The organism is Halorubrum sp. C191 (genome assembly GCF_002727095.1).
GTDB lineage: Archaea > Halobacteriota > Halobacteria > Halobacteriales > Haloferacaceae > Halorubrum > Halorubrum ezzemoulense.
The window spans coordinates 1-4,356 of the sequence record NZ_NHNZ01000072.1 but is presented as its reverse complement, the minus strand read 5'-3'; the positions used below and the strand labels follow the sequence as shown (position 1 = coordinate 4,356).

Sequence of the window (4,356 nt, the reverse complement as noted above, 5' to 3'; positions counted from 1 at the left end):
CAACGTTCAAAGCTGAGTACCGATTTAAACGTCTCTCTAAGCCGAATAGAATTCACCCGCGACAGACCGAAGTCACAAGATAGCAATCCATCAACAATATGCTGCGAAAACCGTAACTAAAGACGGAGGGTAGGCGAAATTCCTCACAAAACTGCCACCCACTGGCTCATCCCAACAATACGAACAACGCGATCCCGATGACTGCGAAAACTGCGTATATCCCCGCCATCACCTCGCGTTTGAGTGGACTGCCCAGCGGCTCGGCGGTGAGCCGGCGGATCGGCGGTAAGATCGCCACGCTGGCGAGGATCAGCGGCCACGACTCGGCCGCCGGCACGCGGGTCATCGCGATCACGATCGTTCCGTAGCCGAGGACGTACGATCCCCGCCGCCACAGCTGTTCGCGGTCGGTGAGTTCCTCTGTCGACGGGAAAACGTCGGTCCCGCTCGATCCGCTGCCTCCGCCGCCCCCGCCGTCGGATCCGGCGACCTGCTCCGCCTGCCGCTGGACGTACTCGTCTAGCTCCTCAGCCGCGTCCTCTGTCTGCGGGGCGCCACACTGCGCGCAGTACCGCGCGTTGTCGTCGACCGGTGCGTCACAGCGGGGACACGATGGCATATTGCCGTGATTCGGGCTCCCGCAGGGCTTAATTCTTCGGACCGGCAGAGGCGTTTGGGTCGGGTGATTCTCGATTTCGGCGGCCGAGTTCGCCGGCCTCATTACACGGCCTGATAATCAGCGGCGGCTTCTCCCGGGCGACCTACACCCCCGTGGCCGGCGATCCGATCGAGATACGCCACCCAGCGAACAACCCCAACGGGTGGCGTACCTGCTCGTCGGCGGGAACCGGCTCAGCGACACCGGCCAGTCGGTTGGGTACGTCGACGTGATCAAGATCACCGCCCAGACGACGATAACGATCACCACCCGGACGATCGGGACGAACCAGACCAACGGGCGGAGCTGTACCCGCGACGACGCCTCGTGTGGTCTCACGTTCAGGAACGCGGACGGCGATGTGACAGCGACTTCCCTCGCCAACGTCAGCGGCTTCGCCGGCGCGACGGTCGCCGCCAGGCTCGTTCGCCCGCTCGTCTCGCAGCGGTACCGGCTCGCGATCACTGACGGCACCCTCGTCGTTGACGAGTCGGGCATCGTCCAGCCGACCGAGGTCGCGGAAAAAGCCGACCTCGGCTTGGAGAATCCGGCGTTCCGCGACGACATCGAGGTGTTCACCAGCATCGACCTGGCCGCCCTCGACAGCGACAGCAACGGCGACATGAAGTCGCTCGCCGGGCTCCAGGCCAACGGGCTTGACCGGACTGCGGTGACGAAGGGCAACCGGATCGTCTTTGGGTCCGAGGCGACCGGCATCCGGGGCGCGCTGTTCCACTTCTCGGCAGCGCGCGACGCGGGCCCGCTTGAGGCCGGCCAGACGGTCGACCACCGCGTGCTGAGGGACTTCCTGACCGCCGAGGATGGGGTGTCGCTCCGCGTCAGGCAAACGAACCCCGGGATCAATGAGCCCGCCTCGCGGCTCAACCTGTCGCGGGCCGACCCGGAGGACGTCACACTCTTTCTCGCCGACGCGGCCGAACTGGAGACGCCCGACGCGCCCGGGCGCTTCTACCTCGTGATCGACACGAGCGACGGAGGGACGACCGACAGCGCCGCGAGCGACGACGCGGCTGACGGGCCGGACGACGACGGCGAGTCGACCGACGAGACAGCGTCCGACGACGGGGAGAGCTCTGACGGCGAGCACGCCGCCAACGGGACCGACGGCGATGGCGCGCTGTCCGAGGGGCCGACCGACGACGGCTCGCGCAGTTCGGGGCTGATCCCCTCCCGTTCGGCGCCCACGAGGCGTTCGGCGGGGCCGTCCTCGTCGGCGCGGTCCACCTCCTCAGGCACTGGGTCTGACCGGCGCTCCGACCATCGGCCTTCGCACGAGCCGCCGCCTCGGGCTTTTCCGCCGCTGCTCGTCGCTCCTCGCGCCCGCGCCGCGCTCGACTCGTGACAGCTCCGTTCTCATCGCTGAGAACCGCGGGGGAGCGATTAAGTGATCGCTGCGCCCGGTTTCAGACAACAATGGCTACGCGGGTACTCATCGCCGACGACTCGGAGTTCATGCGGAACCTGCTCCGGGAGATCCTCGAGGGCGAGTTCGAGATCGTCGGGGAGGCAGAGAACGGCGTAGAGGCGGTCAACATGTACGAGGAACACGGGCCGGACCTCGTGATGATGGACATCGTGATGCCGATCCGCGACGGTATTGAGGCAACGACGGAGATCCTCGAAGACAATCCCGACGCGACGGTGATCATGTGTACCAGTGTCGGGCAGGAGGAGAAGATGAAGGCGGCCATCAAGGCGGGCGCGGAGGGGTACATCACGAAGCCGTTCCAGAAGCCGAACGTGCTCGACGCCATCGGCTCGGCGGTATAATGCGCGTCGACGTCCGCGCGCTCGGCGCCTGTAACCGCCTCGCGGAACGAGGGGCCAAACAGGCCGCCGGCGCGCTCTCGGACCTGACCGGGACCGACCTCGCGGTGGAGGTGACGGGCGCGAGCGTCGCCAGCGGCGAGGACCTCGCCGAGTCGTTCGCCGGCCGGGAGTCGATCGGCGTGAGCGTCGGGCTCCGCGGCGGGTTAGACGGCGAGGCGGTCCTCGCGTTCGACGCGGTCAACGCCGACGCCCTGCTCTCGCTTCTCCCCGGCGGGCAGTCGATGGAGCGCAGCGCCGTGACGGAGGTCGGCAACATCGCCTTGGGCGGCTTCCTCGACGGCTGGGCGAACTACCTCGGGAAGGCAATCGACATGTCGCCCCCGCGGTACTTCGAGGCGGACGGCGCAGCGGTGCTGCCGGACGGCGCGCTTGCCGGGGACGGTGTGTTCCTCTTCGAGAGCCGCCTGGACGCGACGACGACGGACCTCGACTTCTCCATCTACATGCTGCCCGACTCCGGGCCCTTCCGTGACCTCATCGTCGGGAAGACGGCGCCCGCGGCGGCGGCCGGCGGCGAGGCGGCCGGCGGCACGGCGAGCACGGCGGTGCCGTACGAGTCGCTGTCGACGTTCTCGTCGCTGGCGAAGAAGGGGTCGGCGAACGCCGCCGACAACATCGCGATGATGACCGGGTTAGAGACGAGCGTCGACGTGAGCCGGCTCCGGTTCGTCCCGCTTGCCGACGTGCCCGCGGAGGTCGGCACCGAGCCCCATGCGGGGACGGTGTTCGAGCTCCAAGGAGAGCTGAGCGGCTACCTCGCGATCCTCTTCGAGGAGTCCTCGGCGGCGGCGGTCGCCGACGCGATGCTCCCGATGGAGCCGGACGAACCCTTGGGCGACATGGCCGAGAACGCGCTCTGCGAGCTCGGCAACGTGATGACGAGCGGGTTCATCGACGGCTGGGCGAACGTGCTCGGCACGTCGATCACCCACTCGCCGCCGGAGTTCGTCCACGACATCGGGGCCTCGACGATCAGCCCGCTCGTCGCGAAGCTGAGTGAGCGACAGGACTACGGGTTCGTGATCGACACCGCCATCGAGACCGAGGGGATCCAGGCGCGCTGTGACGTGTACGCGCTCCCCGACGAGCGCGAACTGGCGCGGGCGCTCGACCACCTTTCCGACCCGTGACCCGCTCGCTCTCCGACGATGGGCCTGACGACCCGCCGGAGCGGACGGAGAGCGACGCAGTCGCCGACCCGGCCGCCGTCACCGGTGGCGCGGCCTCCGACGACCCTGGGCGGATCAAGGTCGGCGTGGGCGAGCTCGCGGTCACCGCCGATGACGCGATCCTGACGACCAGCGGGCTCGGCTCCTGCGTCGCGGTCGCGCTCGTCGATCGACGGGCGGGCGTCCGCGGACTCCTCCACGCCATGCTGCCCGCGGGCGAGGGACGGACGACGGCCGCCTCGCGGCCCGCGAAGTACGTCGACACCGGGATCGACTCGCTGATCGGGGGGCTCGACGACGCCGGCGCCGACCCCCGCCGTCTGGAGGCGCGGGTCGCCGGCGGCGCCGAGATGCTCGACCTCACCGACGCGGTCGGTCCGCGGAACGTCGAGCGGGTCGGCGAGGTGCTCGACGCCGCCGGCGTCCCGATCGTCGCCAGCGACGTTGGCGACGCGGTTGGCCGCACGGTCCGGCTCCGCTCGGACGGTCGGCTCGTCGTCCGCGCCGCCGACGGCTTCGAGCGGGCGATCTGAGCGCCGATCGGCGGCCGGTCCGGTCCCGTCTCAGTTCTCCGCATATACTCCTGTAACGTCTGATATTCGACCGACGGCATGCTTTCTCACGGTTGATATTTTGAGGGGTGAATTGAAGTGCCTTCTGCGGGTCGTACACGGTAAT

At 68.4% G+C, this 4,356-nt stretch carries 5 protein-coding genes; 4 read left to right on the top strand and 1 reads right to left on the bottom strand.

Features of this window, described 5'->3' with window-relative positions:
* Positions 1-166: 166 nt before the first annotated feature.
* Entirely contained in the window at positions 167-619 is a 453-nt protein-coding gene (locus tag Z052_RS06020; RefSeq protein WP_089308388.1) for a zinc ribbon domain-containing protein, read from the bottom strand.
* 202 nt (positions 620-821) lie between these two features.
* Here Z052_RS06020 and Z052_RS06015 point away from each other — a divergent pair, with 202 nt between their 5' ends.
* The 4 genes from Z052_RS06015 (at position 822) to Z052_RS06000 (ending at position 4,211) form a co-directional block, all read left to right on the top strand.
* Complete coding sequence (locus Z052_RS06015; protein ID WP_099288910.1) at positions 822-2,021, top strand: hypothetical protein; 1,200 nt, start codon at positions 822-824, stop codon at positions 2,019-2,021.
* Positions 2,022-2,092: 71 nt separating this feature from the next.
* Complete coding sequence (gene cheY, locus Z052_RS06010) at positions 2,093-2,449, top strand: chemotaxis protein CheY (protein WP_006628944.1); 357 nt, start codon at positions 2,093-2,095, stop codon at positions 2,447-2,449.
* Positions 2,449-3,639, top strand: a complete 1,191-nt coding sequence (locus Z052_RS06005; RefSeq protein ID WP_099288909.1) for a chemotaxis protein CheC — start codon at positions 2,449-2,451, stop codon at positions 3,637-3,639. The genes cheY and Z052_RS06005 overlap by 1 nt, the downstream gene beginning before the upstream one ends.
* On the top strand, positions 3,636-4,211 hold the full coding sequence (locus Z052_RS06000) for a chemotaxis protein CheD (protein ID WP_049930113.1): 576 nt from the start codon (positions 3,636-3,638) through the stop codon (positions 4,209-4,211). The genes Z052_RS06005 and Z052_RS06000 overlap by 4 nt, the downstream gene beginning before the upstream one ends.
* Positions 4,212-4,356: the final 145 nt, after the last annotated feature.